Origin of the sequence: Streptococcus jiangnanensis, from assembly GCF_040888325.1 — a bacterium.
Classification (GTDB): domain Bacteria; phylum Bacillota; class Bacilli; order Lactobacillales; family Streptococcaceae; genus Streptococcus; species Streptococcus jiangnanensis.
On the sequence record NZ_JBFNFF010000002.1, the window covers coordinates 137907 to 152635 of the forward strand.

The 14729-nt window shown below is 43.1% G+C and carries 17 protein-coding genes; 15 read left to right on the top strand and 2 right to left on the bottom strand.

What is annotated here, in order from left to right; all coding sequences use genetic code 11:
• Nucleotides 1-98: 98 nt before the first annotated feature.
• The 5 genes from AB2B49_RS03335 to AB2B49_RS03355 all read left to right on the top strand — a co-directional run bounded on the left by AB2B49_RS03335 (nucleotide 99) and on the right by AB2B49_RS03355 (nucleotide 4379).
• Nucleotides 99-710, top strand: coding sequence for a CadD family cadmium resistance transporter (locus AB2B49_RS03335; protein ID WP_000531728.1), 612 nt, complete (start codon nucleotides 99-101; stop codon nucleotides 708-710).
• A gap of 162 nt (nucleotides 711-872) precedes the next feature.
• The gene (locus AB2B49_RS03340) at nucleotides 873-1919 is read left to right on the top strand and encodes a FecCD family ABC transporter permease (protein WP_071851230.1); all 1047 of its coding nucleotides are present in this window, start codon (nucleotides 873-875) and stop codon (nucleotides 1917-1919) included.
• 1 nt (nucleotide 1920) lies between these two features.
• On the top strand, nucleotides 1921-2676 hold the full coding sequence (locus AB2B49_RS03345) for an ABC transporter ATP-binding protein (RefSeq protein WP_049505280.1): 756 nt from the start codon (nucleotides 1921-1923) through the stop codon (nucleotides 2674-2676).
• A gap of 19 nt (nucleotides 2677-2695) precedes the next feature.
• Nucleotides 2696-3706: an ABC transporter substrate-binding protein gene (locus AB2B49_RS03350; RefSeq protein ID WP_254733871.1), complete on the top strand. Its 1011-nt coding sequence runs from the start codon at nucleotides 2696-2698 to the stop codon at nucleotides 3704-3706.
• Entirely contained in the window at nucleotides 3687-4379 is a 693-nt protein-coding gene (locus AB2B49_RS03355; RefSeq protein ID WP_049505281.1) for an alpha/beta hydrolase-fold protein, read from the top strand. The genes AB2B49_RS03350 and AB2B49_RS03355 overlap by 20 nt, the downstream gene beginning before the upstream one ends.
• A 42-nt stretch (nucleotides 4380-4421) precedes the next feature.
• Here the strand turns inward: AB2B49_RS03355 and AB2B49_RS03360 are convergent, their stop codons facing one another.
• Nucleotides 4422-5171: a lysophospholipid acyltransferase family protein gene (locus AB2B49_RS03360; protein WP_000500178.1), complete on the bottom strand. Its 750-nt coding sequence runs from the start codon at nucleotides 5169-5171 to the stop codon at nucleotides 4422-4424.
• A gap of 132 nt (nucleotides 5172-5303) precedes the next feature.
• On the opposite strand from AB2B49_RS03360, the gene AB2B49_RS03365 reads away from it, so the two are divergent.
• From AB2B49_RS03365 to AB2B49_RS03390, 6 genes are all read left to right on the top strand, one after another.
• Nucleotides 5304-7640, top strand: a complete 2337-nt coding sequence (locus AB2B49_RS03365; protein ID WP_320691916.1) for a cation-translocating P-type ATPase — start codon at nucleotides 5304-5306, stop codon at nucleotides 7638-7640.
• A gap of 101 nt (nucleotides 7641-7741) precedes the next feature.
• Nucleotides 7742-8419 (top strand): tRNA (adenine(22)-N(1))-methyltransferase, encoded by a 678-nt coding sequence (locus tag AB2B49_RS03370; RefSeq protein ID WP_076984717.1) that lies wholly within the window; start codon nucleotides 7742-7744, stop codon nucleotides 8417-8419.
• Entirely contained in the window at nucleotides 8406-9203 is a 798-nt protein-coding gene (locus AB2B49_RS03375) for a Nif3-like dinuclear metal center hexameric protein (protein ID WP_320691917.1), read from the top strand. Before AB2B49_RS03370 ends, AB2B49_RS03375 begins: the two co-directional genes overlap by 14 nt.
• 16 nt (nucleotides 9204-9219) lie before the next feature.
• Nucleotides 9220-10323, top strand: coding sequence for an NAD(P)/FAD-dependent oxidoreductase (locus AB2B49_RS03380; protein ID WP_185756278.1), 1104 nt, complete (start codon nucleotides 9220-9222; stop codon nucleotides 10321-10323).
• A gap of 101 nt (nucleotides 10324-10424) precedes the next feature.
• Nucleotides 10425-11444, top strand: coding sequence for a UDP-glucose 4-epimerase GalE (gene galE, locus AB2B49_RS03385; RefSeq protein WP_084881695.1), 1020 nt, complete (start codon nucleotides 10425-10427; stop codon nucleotides 11442-11444).
• Nucleotide 11445: 1 nt separating this feature from the next.
• The gene (locus tag AB2B49_RS03390) at nucleotides 11446-12411 is read left to right on the top strand and encodes a glycosyltransferase family 2 protein (RefSeq protein WP_320691918.1); all 966 of its coding nucleotides are present in this window, start codon (nucleotides 11446-11448) and stop codon (nucleotides 12409-12411) included.
• A 76-nt stretch (nucleotides 12412-12487) separates the two neighbouring features.
• On the opposite strand, the gene AB2B49_RS03395 is transcribed toward AB2B49_RS03390, so the two are convergent.
• Nucleotides 12488-12691: a ferredoxin gene (locus AB2B49_RS03395; RefSeq protein WP_002874767.1), complete on the bottom strand. Its 204-nt coding sequence runs from the start codon at nucleotides 12689-12691 to the stop codon at nucleotides 12488-12490.
• A 45-nt stretch (nucleotides 12692-12736) separates the two neighbouring features.
• Here AB2B49_RS03395 and AB2B49_RS03400 point away from each other — a divergent pair, with 45 nt between their 5' ends.
• The 4 genes from AB2B49_RS03400 (at nucleotide 12737) to AB2B49_RS03415 (ending at nucleotide 14722) form a co-directional block, all read left to right on the top strand.
• A complete protein-coding gene (locus AB2B49_RS03400; protein WP_049505286.1) occupies nucleotides 12737-13243 on the top strand; it encodes an SAG1386/EF1546 family surface-associated protein in 507 nt (168 codons plus the stop codon).
• 9 nt (nucleotides 13244-13252) lie between these two features.
• Nucleotides 13253-13927: a (d)CMP kinase gene (gene cmk / locus AB2B49_RS03405; protein WP_049505287.1), complete on the top strand. Its 675-nt coding sequence runs from the start codon at nucleotides 13253-13255 to the stop codon at nucleotides 13925-13927.
• A 118-nt stretch (nucleotides 13928-14045) separates the two neighbouring features.
• Entirely contained in the window at nucleotides 14046-14552 is a 507-nt protein-coding gene (locus tag AB2B49_RS03410; protein WP_084940539.1) for a dihydrofolate reductase, read from the top strand.
• Nucleotides 14552-14722, top strand: a complete 171-nt coding sequence (locus AB2B49_RS03415) for a hypothetical protein (RefSeq protein ID WP_000442252.1) — start codon at nucleotides 14552-14554, stop codon at nucleotides 14720-14722. The genes AB2B49_RS03410 and AB2B49_RS03415 overlap by 1 nt, the downstream gene beginning before the upstream one ends.
• The last annotated feature ends 7 nt before the right edge of the window (nucleotides 14723-14729 follow it).

Here is a 14729-nt window from a genome sequence, read left to right on the forward strand (position 1 = left end):
TCCTACGTTCGACATTACCCACTAGCGATAGCAAAATTAATGTGTCTGTGCTCTCCTAAAATCTGCTGATTTATTACTAACTAATACAGGAGGTTTTTATGGGACAGACAATCATATCTGCTATTGGTGTTTATATTTCCACCAGTATCGATTATTTAATTATTTTAATTATTTTATTTGCACAGCTATCACAGAATAAACAGAAATGGCATATTTATGCGGGGCAATATCTAGGAACAGGCTTACTTGTAGGGGCGAGTTTAGTTGCTGCTTATGTCGTTAATTTCGTGCCTGAAGAATGGATGGTTGGATTGCTTGGTTTAATCCCTATCTATTTAGGGATTCGCTTTGCAATTGTTGGAGAAGGTGAGGAAGAAGAGGAAGAAATTATTGAAAGATTAGAACAAAGCAAGGCAAATCAACTGTTTTGGACAGTTACATTGCTGACAATTGCGTCTGGCGGAGATAATTTAGGTATCTATATACCTTATTTTGCTTCGTTAGATTGGTCACAGACCCTCGTGGCGTTGCTTGTGTTTGTAATCGGCATAATTATCTTTTGCGAGATTAGTCGGATGTTATCCTCTATTCCGTTAATATTCGAGACAATTGAAAAATACGAGCGAATCATTGTGCCCATAGTATTCATTCTACTTGGACTATACATCATGTATGAAAATGGCACGATAGAGACTTTTCTGATCGTGTAGATTTTTTTGTTTCACTAGGATTCTGGCTCTAGTTCAAATCAGCTCTCAGATTTCAGAGGGCTTTTTCTATATATATTTCCATCCTTGTTCATCTAATAGAAATATGGTATACTTTTCATGAGAATTTTCTAAATTTTTAAGATTCTATCAAAGGAGGTTTGCATGCTTTCCAAATTTTCTGGAAGCCGACGGGACCTGCAATTTTTGTTACTTTTAGGTATTTTGCTAGCTGTTTTAGGGATTTCCCTCTTTCTAGCAGTTTCTATGGGATCCGTTGCGATTAATTTAGGCGATACCTATCGGATTATTTTGAGCAGGTTGGGTTTTCCTCTTGAGATAGGAGAGGTTTCCAAGTCCACTCTTGCCATTGTATGGAACATGAGATTCCCCCGAGTGTTGCTGGGTCTGATAGTAGGGGCTGGTCTTTCTATGTGTGGTAGCGTGATGCAGTCTACAGTGAACAATCCCATCGCAGAGCCTTATGTCTTAGGAATCTCTGCGGGTGCAACTCTAGGAGCAACCTTAAGCATCATTCTTGGTTTAAAATTGGTGATTAGCCTTGGAGCTTTTTTAGGAGCTATTTTGGCAACAATTGCTGTCCTTATCATTGCCTCTATGCAGGGCAGGATGACGACTTCCAGTCTGATCTTATCAGGAACGGTTGTCAATGCTCTCTTTCTGGCATTTTCCAACTTTATTATCTCAGTTGGCGCTAATGCGGACAGTGTGATGACCATTAAGTTTTGGACCATGGGCTCGCTTGCCGGGACTACCTGGTCTGACTTAGTCCTGCCAACTATAGTAGTAGGAATGGCCTTTCTATTTTTCTCTACTCAGTATCGTGTTTTTAATGCGATGATGATGGGAGATGAGGCTGCTTTAACTTTGGGAATTCCCTTACGCTTCTATTGGTATCTTTACGTGACCGTGGTGGCTGTGCTGACAGCTGTCTTGGTGGCAACTTGTGGGATTATTGGATTTGTTGGTCTGATTACTCCTCACTTAGCTCGAGGGTTAGTAGGAACGAATTACAGGAGACTTTTTCCTGTTGCGACCTTGCTGGGTGCCCTCTTTGTCATCTGGGCAGATGTACTCTCCCGTATCATCATTCCAAACGCTGAGTTGCCGATTGGTATTTTCACAGCCTTGGTAGGTGCTCCCTTCTTTATCTACATTGTTGGAGGTAGGCGAAGGGAGGTGAGGGCCTGATATGGACTTGATTTGTCAGGATGTCCACTTTGGACTAGGAGAGAAAAAAATCCTCAAAGGAGTTTCTCTTAAGGTTGAGGGGCATCAATTTCACACGATACTAGGACCAAATGGAAGTGGAAAGACCAGCCTGCTTAAACTTCTCTATCGTCAGGAAAAGGCGGACAAAGGCTTGATAAGACTAGATGAAAAGCCACTGGAGCATTGGTCACTCAAAGAAACAGCCAAGCAAATGGCAGTTGTAACCCAGTTTAATCAATTGCAGTTTGATTGTACAGTTGAGGAAATTGTCTTGCTGGGAAGAACGCCCCACCTGTCTTTTTTACAGAAGGAAAAGGAAAGAGATTATGCCCTCGTTCAAGATGCTCTCGTCAAGGTGGATATGCTTGAGAAGAAAACTCGTCTCTATTCGTCTCTGTCAGGGGGGGAGAAACAACGAGTCTTATTAGCCCGCGCCTTGGCGCAAGAACCGACTCTCTTGCTCCTGGACGAACCTACCAATCACCTGGATATCAAGTACCAGTTAGACTTGTTGGCCATTGTGAAGAATCTCAAGGTCAATGTTCTAGCTGTCCTACATGACATTCAACTTGCTTGTCGCTATTCGGATTATCTCTATCTGATGAAGGAGGGGGAAATCCTTTACCAAGGTATTCCAAAGGAGACCATCACCCCTGAGTCATTGCAAACTGTATACGGAGTTCAAAGTCAGGTTACTTGGACCGAGGATCAGCAAGCCATGATTCACTATTTATAAGAAAGAAAAGGAAAACAAGATGAAAAAAACACTAAGCATTTTACTCGTAACAGTAGCTACCCTAACTATGACAGCTTGTGGCAATACTACTACAGAAAAAACTACCACACAGTCTAGTACAGAAACAAGTCAAAAGGCCAGCACAGAGACGACTTATCCACTTACGGTCAAAACCTATGATGCTAAGGGAAATGAAGTCGAACAAGTCTTTGATAAGGCACCTGAAAAAGTTATCACCAACAATCTTTCAACCACTGAAATCTTATTGGAGTTAGGCTTGAAGGATAAAATTGCTGGCATGCTTAACCCTGATAATGCCGTGACTGACAAATACAAGGATGCGATTGCGACGATTCCTCAAATTGGGGATAAAAAAACAGTCTCACAAGAGACAGTCCTTTCTTATGAGCCAGATGCTGTGATGGGTCGAAACATGATGTTTTCTGAAAAATCCTTGGGGACAGTTAGCACTTGGAATGAAAATAAAATCCCAGTCTATACGCAAAAAGCTTCTCTCTCAACGATTCAGCAAGATTTGGGGAATATTGTAGAAGATGTCAAAAATCTGGGAATGATTTTTAATGTTCAGGACAAGGCTAACGAATACGCAGCTCAATTACAAGCTAAAATTGACGCTGTTAAGAAAGCAAACCCAGAAAGCCAAGGTGAGAAGAAAAAGGCTTTGATTATGGTTGCATATAACGACGAAACCTTCGGTGCTTACAAGTCTGCTTTGCAAGAAAGTTTGTTGAATCAACTTGGTTATACCAACGTTGCAACGGGAACATCAGGATTGACCTTGGAAAATCTCGTGTCAATGGATCCTGAGTTGATTATCTATGTAACCAGCGACCGCAATAAAAAATTGGATGCTAACGCAGTAGAGTTGATGAAGGCAAATGAAGTTTTGGAAAATGTTCCTGCTATTAAGAATCAAAAAATCATGACCATTTCTTACGATGAGTTAATGGACTATGGTCCAGCAGTGATTGATTCCCTTGAGAAAATCAATGACTTTATCAATAAATAATGAGTTTGACTGGGAAGGGATCCAAGTCAAGGTCAGCCTTCCTTCGACTTATGATCCCAACCAAACCTATCCAGCTGTTCTCTTGAATGATGGAAACTTGGATTTTCTATCTTCCCTTTCAGAATCTGTGATTTTAGTGGGCTTGACCTCTAAAAATCGCCTAGATGACTACACTCCATGGAAGGCAGCTGCTCTGAGAGATGGGGCTCTGGATTTTGGGGGTCAGGCAAATGCCTATCATGATCATTTATTTGGTAGTCTTTTAGACAAGCTGCAGTCGCTTTATCGTCTGGACAAAAATCGCCTTGCTTATGGGGGTTACTCACTAGGTGGTTTGGCGGCTGTATACAGTCTTTTCCATTTTGATAAGGTCTCCTGTATCTTCTCTATCTGTGGTTCCTTTTGGTACCCTGATTTTACGACTTATTGCAGGGATGAAAAGGTGAAAAATTTGGACTGTTTGTTGTATTTACAGAATGGTCAAACAGAAGGAGCCCATCATACCAATCGCTTGGGTCAAGCACCAGCCTATGCTGAGCAGATCCATACCAGTCTTCAGAAACGTTATCTGACTGGGCAGTTTGTTTTTGATCCTTATGGGCATCATGAGCAAGTGGCTGAGCGATTTCTAGCCTTTTCCAACTGGTTGGCCCAAAAGTGGAAAATCGAATAAAAGAAATATCCCTTGGCAAAAGCTAAGGGATAATTGTATTTTTTAACCAAGAGTCTCTCTCTTCTTATCTGGATTCCAGATAAAGCTTGCGATAAAGCTAAAGATAATCGTTAGGATACCAACAAACACTGCAAGGATAAGGGCAGGGATGCGGACAAACCACCAGAGTGGGTTTGGTTTTTGATCATTGTGCCATTGCTTGGTTTCTTCGTCCAAACGTTGGAATTCTGCTTGGATACGGTCTGCAACCATTTCAATCCCTTCATCATTCATTTTCTTAATGTCTGAGATATCGATAGGATTTCCAAAGTTCATATCCACACGTTCACGGCTAATCAAGCCTTTCAAGGTCATGGGACCGGTGTAGGTAACCGGCATGATACGAACCTTAGCCATTTTAGCAATCAAGGCTACTCCACCCTTGACATCATTTGAGTGACGGCTCCCACTTGGAAACATGATGAGAGAGCGGTCGCTTTTTTTGAGGACGTTGATAGGGTACTTGATGGCAGAGGCATTAGGTTTTTCTCGGTCGATAGGAAAGGCGCCACACATACGGATCCACCAGCCAAAGATACGGTTGTTAAACAGTTCTTTTTTGGCCATAAAGATGAACTGTTTTGGCTTGGTCGCAAAGGCCATGTAAACAGGATCCCACCAGGTACGGTGAGGAGCGACGAGGATATAGTTTTCGTCTCGGCTAGGGATTTTATCAGTATTGTGATAGTGGGCATTGCCATTGATGGACCACAAGATCAGCATGACTAGTCCACGCAAATAAGTATAAAACATGAGATCTCCTTCGATTGTATTGCTTTTATTATTATACCTTATCAAAAGACTACTGGCAAACTTTTTCAGTTATCAGCCAACAGTTTTAGATTGGATTAGAATTCTTTAAAAAAAAATGATATGATAGAACTTATGGATAAAAATAAGATTATGGGATTAACCCAAAGAGAAGTCAAGGAAAGACAGGCTCAAGGTTTGGTCAATGACTTTACCGCGTCGGCCAGTACCAGTACTTGGCAAATCTTCAAACGAAATGTTTTTACACTTTTTAACGCATTAAACTTTGTTATTGCCCTAGCGCTTGCCTTTGTGCAGGCTTGGAGCAATCTGGTCTTCTTTGCCGTTATCTGCTTTAACGCTTTTTCTGGGATTGTGACCGAGCTGCGGGCTAAACACATGGTGGACAAGCTCAATCTCATGACTAAGGAAAAGGTCAAAACCATTCGTGATGGTCAAGAAGTTGCTCTCGATCCGGAAGAATTGGTCCTAGGAGATGTCATTCGTTTGTCTGCTGGAGAGCAGATTCCTAGTGATGCGCGGGTTTTAGAAGGATTTGCGGAAGTCAATGAAGCCATGTTGACGGGTGAGAGTGATTTGGTGCAAAAAGAAGTGGATGCCTTGCTTTTATCAGGGAGTTTCCTAGCCAGTGGCGCAGTTTTGGCTCAAGTTCACCATGTCGGGGCAGACAACTATGCTTCCAAACTCATGCTGGAAGCTAAGACTGTGAAACCGATCAATTCCCGTATCATGAAATCGCTGGACAAGCTAGCTGGTTTTACTGGGAAGATTATCATTCCCTTTGGTCTAGCTCTCTTGTTAGAAGCCTTGATTTTAAAAGGCTTACCCCTCAAGTCATCTGTTGTAAATTCGTCAACAGCCCTTTTGGGTATGTTGCCCAAGGGAATCGCCCTTTTGACCATAACTTCGCTCTTGACTGCGGTGATCAAGCTGGGCTTGAAAAAGGTCTTGGTGCAGGAGATGTACTCTGTCGAAACCTTGGCGCGCGTGGATATGCTCTGTCTGGACAAGACAGGCACCATCACCCAAGGAAAGATGCAGGTGGAGGCTGTTCTTCCTCTGACGGAAACTTATGGTGATGAGGCTATTGCCAGAATTTTGACTAGCTATATCGCTCATAGTGAGGATAAAAATCCAACAGCTCAAGCCATTCGCCAGCGTTTCCAAGGACAGGTTGCCTATCCTGCGATCTCGAATCTTCCTTTCTCAAGCGACCGCAAGTGGGGAGCTATGGAATTGGAAGGCTTGGGGACAGTTTTCTTAGGTGCACCTGAGATGTTGCTGGACTCTGAAGTTCCAGAAGCCAGAGAGGCCTTGGAGAGAGGGTCACGTGTCTTGGTCTTAGCCCTCAGTCAGGAAAAACTAGACTATCACAAACCACAGAAACCGTCTGACATTCAAGCCCTGGCCTTGCTGGAAATCTTGGACCCCATTCGAGAAGGAGCAGCTGAGACACTAGACTATCTCCGTTCCCAGGAAGTGGGTCTCAAGATTATCTCTGGTGACAATCCGGTCACTGTATCCAGCATTGCCCAGAAAGCTGGTTTTGCCGACTATCACAGCTATGTAGACTGTTCAAAAATAACGGATGAGGAATTGGTTGCTATGGCTGAAGAGACAGCAATTTTTGGTCGTGTTTCCCCTCATCAAAAGAAACTCATCATCCAAACCCTGAAAAAAGCAGGGCATACAACGGCTATGACAGGGGATGGTGTCAATGATATCCTAGCTCTCCGCGAAGCAGATTGTTCTATCGTTATGGCTGAAGGAGATCCTGCGACTCGTCAGATTGCTAATCTGGTTCTCTTGAACTCTGACTTTAATGATGTTCCTGAGATTCTCTTTGAAGGTCGTCGTGTGGTCAATAACATTGCCCATATTGCACCGATTTTCTTGATAAAGACAATCTATTCCTTCTTGCTCGCTGTCATCTGTATCGCCAGTGCTCTTCTAGGACGGTCTGAGTGGATTTTGATTTTCCCCTTCATTCCAATCCAGATTACCATGATCGACCAATTCGTGGAAGGTTTCCCACCATTCGTTCTGACTTTTGAGCGAAATATCAAACCTGTTGAACCAAATTTCCTCAGAAGATCCATGCTTCGTGCCCTACCAAGTGCTCTCATGGTCGTCTTCAGCGTTCTCTTTGTCAAAATACTTGGAAGTAGTCAAGGTTGGTCAGAGTTAGAAATCTCAACCCTACTTTATTATCTCCTTGGGTCTATCGGTTTCTTATCCGTATTTAGAGCCTGCATGCCATTTACCCTCTGGCGTGTCCTCTTGATTGTTTGGTCAGTAGGAGGCTTCCTAGCCACAGCTCTCTTCCCAAGAATCCAGAAACTGCTTGAAATTTCGACCTTAACTGGACAAACGTTACCTGTTTATGGGGCCATGATGCTGGTATTTACGGTGCTTTTCATTCTAACCAGTCGTTACCAAGCTAGAAAATAAAGAAAGACTGCAATCTGTGGATTGTGGTCTTTTTAGGTGCAAGATTGCTAGCTGAAATATGGTATAATAAGAGGTAACAGAGTTTTGGAAAGTGAGAGAAGATGATTTCAAAGAGATTAGAATTGGTAGCGTCCTTTGTGCCACAAGGTGCCATTTTACTAGATGTAGGGAGTGACCATGCTTATCTGCCGATTGACTTGGTTGAGAGAGGCCAAATCAAAAGCGCCATTGCAGGGGAAGTGGTGGAAGGTCCTTACCAGTCTGCGGTTAAAAATGTTGAGGCTCACGGTCTAAAGGAGAAAATCCAAGTCCGTTTAGCCAATGGCTTAGCGGCATTTGAAGAGGCTGACCAAGTTTCTATTATCACCATTGCTGGTATGGGTGGCCGTTTGATTGCGACCATATTGCAAGAAGGCTTGGACAAGCTGGCTAATGTAGAGCGTTTAATCCTCCAACCCAATAATCGTGAAGACGACTTGCGCATTTGGTTGCAAGACAATGGTTTTCAGATTGTGGCAGAAAGCATCCTAGAAGAAGCAGGCAAGTTTTATGAAATTCTAGTTGTAGAAGCGGGACAAATGAAGCTATCAGCCAGTGATGTTCGCTTTGGTCCCTTCTTGTCCAAAGAAACCAACCCAGTCTTCGTTCAAAAGTGGCAAAAAGAAGCAGCTAAGTTAGAGTTTGCCCTTGATCAAATTCCAGAAAAAAATATGGAAGAACGTCAAGTTTTAGTAGATAAAATTCAAGCCATCAAGGAGGTACTCCATGCTAGCAAGTGAAGTCATTAAACGCTATGAAACCTTTTGCCCTCAGGAATTTTCCATGGAGGGAGACAGTCGTGGCCTGCAAATCGGTACTCTAGACAAGGATATCCAAAGGGTCATGGTTGCCCTCGATATTCGAGAAGAGACGGTGGCAGAGGCCATTGAAAAGGGTGTGGATTTGATTATCGTTAAGCACGCGCCTATCTTTCGTCCCATCAAGGACTTGGTAGCCAACCGTCCGCAAAATCAGATTTACATCGACCTGATCAAGCATGACATCGCAGTTTATGTCAGCCATACCAATATTGACATTGTTGATAACGGGTTAAATGACTGGTTCTGCCAGATGCTAGGCATTGAGGAGACGACTTATCTGCAGGAAACTGGCTCAGAACGTGGGATTGGACGGATTGGGAATATTCAGCCTCAGACATTTGGGGAATTGGCCCAGCATGTCAAACAAGTCTTTGGCCTAGATAGTCTTCGAATGGTGCATTATCAAGAGAGTGATTTGCAGAAGCCCATTTCAAGAGTGGCCATTTGCGGTGGTAGTGGTCAGTCTTTCTATCCTGATGCTTTGGCAAAGGGGGCAGATGTCTATATTACCGGTGATATCTACTACCATACAGCACAGGATATGTTGTCAGATGGCTTGTTGGCGCTGGACCCGGGCCACTATATCGAAATTCTTTTTGTCGAAAAAATTGCTGACCTCCTTAATCAATGGAAGGCAGAAAAGGATTGGACCATTGATATCATACCTAGCCAAGCATCGACCAATCCTTTCCACCATATCTAGTTAGGAAGTGAAGACAATGAAAAAAGTTGCCATTATTGGAGCAGGGATTGTAGGGGCAACTGCTGCCTACTACCTCTCCAAAGAAGCAGATTTAGAGGTGACCGTTTTTGACCATGGACAGGGTCAAGCAACCAAGGCGGCAGCGGGAATTATCAGTCCTTGGTTTTCCAAACGCCGAAATAAAGCCTGGTACAAGATTGCGCGCTTGGGAGCTGACTTTTATGTGGGTTTGTTGGCTGATTTAGAAAAGTCTGGTCAGGAAATCGACTTTTACCAACGCTCAGGAGTTTTTCTCTTGAAAAAGGACGAATCCAAGCTAGAAGAACTCTATGAACTAGCCCTCCAGCGTAGGGAAGAATCTCCCTTGATAGGCCGGTTAGCTATTCTGGACCAAGCATCTGCTAATAACTACTTTCCTGGTCTGCGAGGATTTGACCGCCTGCTCTATGCTTCTGGTGGAGCGAGAGTAGATGGCCACCTCTTAGTGAATCGTTTGCTAGAAGCCAGTCAAGTCAAGCTGGTCAAAGAAAAAGTGAGTCTGACACCTTTAGCAGCAGGTTACCAGATTGGTGAAGAAGTGTTTGATCAAGTTATTTTGGCAACGGGAGCTTGGTTGGGGCATATTTTGGAGCCTTTAGGATATGAAGTCGATGTTCGTCCTCAAAAGGGACAACTACGAGATTATCAGCTCTCCAAAGACCTAGCATCTCACCCTGTTGTCATGCCAGAAGGGGAGTGGGATTTGATTCCTTTTGCAGGTGGGGAATTGTCCTTAGGCGCTACCCACGAAAATGATATGGGATTTGACTTGACGGTAGATGAAACCTTGCTGCAACAAATGGAGGAAGCAGCCTTGCCATCCTACCCAGCCTTGGCTGAAGCTACTATAAGAGGTGAGCGAGTAGGAATCCGCGCCTATACCAGTGACTTCTCCCCATTTTTTGGGCAAGTCCCAGGCTTAGAAGGTGTCTATGCGGCTAGTGGGCTAGGGTCATCAGGTCTCACAACTGGGCCTATCATTGGTTACCACTTAGCCCAACTAGCTCAAGAAAAGGAGTTAACCCTGGACCCTGCAGCCTATCCAATTGCAAACTATGTCAAACGAGTAAAAAGAGAATAGAATTTTACTGAAATTTTAGCCTACCCTCTAGGATGGCAAATGACATTCCCTATCAAAAATGATAAAATAAGAAAAAATAATCCGAGAATCGAGGAAAAAAGATGCAAGAAAAGATTTTGGTAACTGGTGGTGCCGGATTTATTGGAACCCACACTGTTATTGAGTTGATCCAAGCAGGTCATCAAGTGGTTGTGGTGGATAATCTTGTCAATAGCAATCGTAAAAGTTTAGAAGTTGTTGAAAGAATCACAGGAGTTGAGATTCCTTTTTATGAGGCAGATATCCGTGATACTGATACTCTCAGAGATATTTTCAAGCAGGAAGAACCGACTGGTGTGATTCACTTTGCTGGTTTGAAGGCTGTTGGCGAATCAACCCGTATCCCTCTTGCCTACTATGACAACAATATCGCTGGAACTGTCAGCCTTCTAAAAGCTATGGAAGAAAATAACTGTAAGAACATCATCTTCAGTTCTTCGGCGACAGTTTACGGAGATCCTCATACAGTTCCAATCTTAGAAGATTTCCCACTTTCAGTGACCAATCCATACGGTCGTACCAAGCTCATGCTAGAGGAAATTTTGACGGATATCTACAAGGCAGACTCAGAATGGAATGTGGTCTTGCTTCGTTACTTTAATCCAATCGGAGCGCATGAAAGTGGAGACCTAGGAGAAAATCCAAATGGAATTCCAAACAATCTCTTACCTTATGTTTCGCAAGTAGCAGTGGGCAAACTAGAACAAGTACAAGTGTTTGGAGATGATTACGATACAGAAGATGGAACCGGGGTTCGTGACTATATCCATGTTGTCGATTTAGCTAAAGGTCACGTTGCAGCTTTGAAAAAAATCCAAAAAGGTTCAGGTCTAAACATTTATAACCTTGGAACTGGTAAAGGTTACTCCGTTCTTGAAATTATCCAAAATATGGAAAAAGCAGTGGGACGTCCTATTCCTTACCGCATCGTAGAACGCCGCCCAGGTGATATAGCTGCCTGCTACTCAGACCCAGCAAAAGCCAAAGCAGAGCTCGGATGGGAAGCAGAACTCGACATCACCCAAATGTGTGAAGACGCATGGCGTTGGCAAAGCAAGCATCCAAATGGATTTGAAGACTAAGATGATGATTTCAATCATTGTCCCATGTCTAAACGAAGAGGAAGTACTTCCTCTTTTTTATCAGTCTGTGGAAGCTCTGCTTCCTGACTTGGGAGTAGAAGTCGAATATGTCTTTGTAGACGATGGCTCAAACGATGGGACCTTAGAGCTTTTGAAGGCCTATCGGGAACAAAATCCTGCGGTCCGTTATGTCTCATTCTCACGAAATTTTGGGAAAGAGGCAGCCTTATACGCAGGCTTGCAGCATGCAACTGGAGACCTGGTGGTCGTGATGGATGCAGACCTCCAGGATCCTCCTAGTATGCTACTTGAGATGAAAGCCTTACTAGACCAAAATGCAGACTTGGACTGTGTTGGGACACGGAGAACTAGTCGGGAGGGAGAACCCTTTTTCCGCAGTTTCTGTGCTGACGTCTTTTACCGCCTCATGCAAAAAATTAGCCCAGTAGCCTTGCCCTCAGGTGTCCGTGATTTTCGCATGATGAGAAGATCTGTGGTGGATGCTATTTTATCCTTGACAGAGTCCAATCGTTTTTCTAAGGGCCTCTTTGCTTGGGTGGGTTTTAAAACGCACTATCTCGACTATCCAAATGTCGAAAGACAGGCTGGCAAGACCAGTTGGAGTTTTAGGCAGCTCTTTTTCTACTCGATTGAAGGGATTCTCAACTTTTCAGATTTTCCCTTGAGTATAGCCTTTGTAGCGGGACTTCTATCTTGTTTTATTTCTTTTGTGATGACTGTTTTTGTGGTGTTTCGGACCCTTATCTTGGGAAATCCGACATCTGGTTGGACCTCTTTGATGGCTGTCATCCTCTTTCTTGGAGGGATTCAACTCCTGACGATTGGGATTCTCGGTAAGTATATCAGTAAGATCTATCTAGAGACCAAAAAAAGACCACTCTATCTCATCAAAGAAAAAAGTGACCTTTCTATTATTGAAGGAAAAAATAACCAAAAAAGACTATAATTTTACCTAGAAATATGCTAAACTAGTAGGTGTGGGAAAAAATGAGAAAAAATCAATTATATTTATTCCCTGCTTCCTACGATGGATCTTTTAGGAGTGCACGTGTAGGGCAATTTTTGATGGCCTCCAGAACATCGCTGGTCTCAGCGATTTCTCTTTGCAATTCAACTGGATCATCGTAAAATCGAACGATTCCATTATCATGGTAATCAAAGAGTTCAGAATAGGTTTGGCAAAGCCCGCAGGCGATGCACCGTTCGGGTATAAGTGTGACTTTCATATTTATATTGTAATAAGAAAATGTAAAAAAAACAAGGAGTAAGGTATGGAAAAAGAACCGTGGCAAGAAGATATTTACGAAAATAATGAGGAAGAAACAAGATCAGAGCGTCGACACCGGAAACAAAAAGGGAAAGGCGTTGTTGCCAATCGTGTCTTGACGGTTCTAGCTAGCCTCTTCTTTGTAATCGTTGTAGCAATGGTAGTTGTATTGATTTACCTATCAACCGGAGGAAGCAATCGTACTTCATCTTTGAAGGACTTCTATGATGCATCGTCTCCTTCTACAAGTTCAAGTTCTAAAGTAGAAGCATCATCATCTTCAAGTAGCAAGGTAGAGGAAACAGCTTCTTCTGAATCAACACCTTCAGAGAGCAGTTCGGAAGAGCATACAGAAGGTGAAGGAACACTTACAGTACAGCCTGGAGAGGGAGAAGCAGCTCTTGCTCAACGTGCAGGGATTTCCATTGCCCAGCTAGAAGCCCTAAATCCTTCTCATATGTCATCTGGATCTTGGTTTGCCAACCCAGGTGATGTGATTAAGACAAGATAGGAGTCGGTCATGAAGACAATTCAAATTGCTATCGATGGTCCAGCTTCGAGTGGTAAGAGTACGGTCGCAAAGATTGTCTCTAAGGATTTTGGTTATACTTATCTTGATACGGGTGCTATGTACCGTGCTGCGACTTATATAGCGCTTAAGCACCAGTTGGATGCAGGAAATGTAGATCAACTTCTTGAGCTTCTTAACCAACACCCCATTAGTTTTGGTCGTTCAGAAACAGGTGAGCAACTTGTTTTTGTAGGGGATGTTGATATTACGCATCCGATTCGTGAAAATGAAGTGACCAACAAGGTTTCAAGCATTGCTGCCATTCCTGAAGTGCGTGAGAAACTGGTTTCGCTCCAGCAAGAGATTGCTCAGCAAGGTGGTATCGTCATGGATGGGCGTGATATCGGGACAGTTGTTTTACCACAAGCTGAACTCAAGATTTTCTTAGTGGCTTCTGTTGAAGAAAGAGCAGAGCGTCGTTACAAGGAAAATATTGCTAAAGGGATTGAAACAGACCTTGAAACGTTGAAAGAAGAGATTGCTGCGCGTGACTACAAGGATAGTCATCGTGAAACCTCACCTCTCAAACAGGCTGAGGATGCGGTTTACCTTGACACAACTGGACTAAGTATCCAAGAAGTGGTCGAAAAAATCGAATCAGAAGCAAAAAAATATATGTCCTAGGGACGAGAGGAGCAGGCTTCATTTAGCCTGCTCCTTTTCTCTCTTTTGCGCGCGTTTCAAAACAGCCTTTTTGGGAGAATTTTGATAAAATAGTAGTATCAATAAAAAGGACGGAAGCATGACAAAGAAAATCATAGCCATTTGGGCCCAAGATGAAAAAGGTGTGATTGGGAAGGAAGATCGTCTCCCTTGGCATTTGCCAGCAGAGTTGCAACATTTTAAGGAAACAACTTTAAATCATGCTATACTGATGGGACGAGTGACCTTTGATGGCATGGGACGTCGTCTGCTTCCAAAACGGCAAACCTTGATTTTAACGCGCAATAGCGAAGAAATCATAGATGGGGCGCTCGTATTTCAAGATGTGGAGTCTGTTTTAGCGTGGTATCAGAGTCAGGAAAAAAATCTCTATATCATTGGCGGAAAACAGATTTTTCAGGCTTTTGAGCCGTATTTAGATGAAATCATCGTGACACAGATTCATGCTCAGGTGGAGGGAGATACCTATTTCCCTGAGGAGTTTGACTTGTCTCGTTTTGAGACAGTAGCAAGCAAATCTTACACCCGAGATGAGAAAAACGACTATGATTTTACCATCGAATACCGAGATAGAAAGGAAGTCTAATGGAGCGCAGTATATTTGGATTTTTTACAGCTTTTTTGTGTGTGATCTGTATTTTGACTGGAGCACAGGCTTTTCGTAAGAAGCGCTATGGACTGTCTGCCTTACTCTGGTTGAATGCTTTTACCAATCTGGTCAACAGTGTCCACGCTTTTTATATGACCTTATTTTAGATAGAAT

Bases quoted from the DNA above. Each gene is read 5' to 3' on its own strand.
- AB2B49_RS03360 (WP_000500178.1), bottom strand. From the start codon at position 5,171: ATGTTTTATACTTATTTGCGTGGACTAGTCATGCTGATCTTGTGGTCC.
- AB2B49_RS03370 (WP_076984717.1), top strand. From the start codon at position 7,742: ATGATTTCAAAGAGATTAGAATTGGTAGCGTCCTTTGTGCCACAAGGT.
- cmk (WP_049505287.1), top strand. From the start codon at position 13,253: ATGAAGACAATTCAAATTGCTATCGATGGTCCAGCTTCGAGTGGTAAG.
- AB2B49_RS03415 (WP_000442252.1), top strand. From the start codon at position 14,552: ATGGAGCGCAGTATATTTGGATTTTTTACAGCTTTTTTGTGTGTGATC.
- AB2B49_RS03410 (WP_084940539.1), top strand. From the start codon at position 14,046: ATGACAAAGAAAATCATAGCCATTTGGGCCCAAGATGAAAAAGGTGTG.
- AB2B49_RS03380 (WP_185756278.1), top strand. From the start codon at position 9,220: ATGAAAAAAGTTGCCATTATTGGAGCAGGGATTGTAGGGGCAACTGCT.
- galE (WP_084881695.1), top strand. From the start codon at position 10,425: ATGCAAGAAAAGATTTTGGTAACTGGTGGTGCCGGATTTATTGGAACC.
- AB2B49_RS03350 (WP_254733871.1), top strand. From the start codon at position 2,696: ATGAAAAAAACACTAAGCATTTTACTCGTAACAGTAGCTACCCTAACT.
- AB2B49_RS03340 (WP_071851230.1), top strand. From the start codon at position 873: ATGCTTTCCAAATTTTCTGGAAGCCGACGGGACCTGCAATTTTTGTTA.
- AB2B49_RS03355 (WP_049505281.1), top strand. From the start codon at position 3,687: ATGACTTTATCAATAAATAATGAGTTTGACTGGGAAGGGATCCAAGTC.
- AB2B49_RS03335 (WP_000531728.1), top strand. From the start codon at position 99: ATGGGACAGACAATCATATCTGCTATTGGTGTTTATATTTCCACCAGT.
- AB2B49_RS03345 (WP_049505280.1), top strand. From the start codon at position 1,921: ATGGACTTGATTTGTCAGGATGTCCACTTTGGACTAGGAGAGAAAAAA.
- AB2B49_RS03390 (WP_320691918.1), top strand. From the start codon at position 11,446: ATGATGATTTCAATCATTGTCCCATGTCTAAACGAAGAGGAAGTACTT.
- AB2B49_RS03395 (WP_002874767.1), bottom strand. From the start codon at position 12,691: ATGAAAGTCACACTTATACCCGAACGGTGCATCGCCTGCGGGCTTTGC.
- AB2B49_RS03400 (WP_049505286.1), top strand. From the start codon at position 12,737: ATGGAAAAAGAACCGTGGCAAGAAGATATTTACGAAAATAATGAGGAA.
- AB2B49_RS03375 (WP_320691917.1), top strand. From the start codon at position 8,406: ATGCTAGCAAGTGAAGTCATTAAACGCTATGAAACCTTTTGCCCTCAG.
- AB2B49_RS03365 (WP_320691916.1), top strand. From the start codon at position 5,304: ATGGATAAAAATAAGATTATGGGATTAACCCAAAGAGAAGTCAAGGAA.